General features: G+C 64.1%; 1 protein-coding gene. It reads left to right on the forward strand.

Annotation, left to right across the window (positions count from 1 at the left end):
- On the forward strand, nt 1-362 hold a 362-nt coding region (locus FLP08_RS16200; protein WP_156278191.1), incomplete at both ends, for a Tn3 family transposase.

Here is a 362-nt window from a genome sequence, read left to right on the forward strand (position 1 = left end):
AAGATGGCCGGGGCCACGAACACGCACGACTTTTTCCAACTCTCACGCCTGTCGCGATGGCACGTCGAAAGCGAAGCAATGGCGCGCGCCCTGGCCACGGTGATCGAAGGGCAGTCGAGGTTGCCGATGGCGCGGTTCTGGGGCGGCGGGCAGAGCGCTTCGAGCGACGGCCAGTTCTTCCCGACAACGCGTCAGGGCGAGGCGATGAACCTGATCAACGCCAAGTACGGCCATGAACCCGGGCTGAAGGCCTATACCCACGTCTCCGACCAGTTCGGACCCTTCGCCACACAGACCATCCCGGCCACCGTGAACGAAGCGCCCTACATCCTCGATGGCTTGCTTCTGACCGACGCCGGTCA

This window comes from Christiangramia aestuarii (assembly GCF_009735585.1).
Lineage (GTDB): Bacteria > Bacteroidota > Bacteroidia > Flavobacteriales > Flavobacteriaceae > Christiangramia > Christiangramia aestuarii.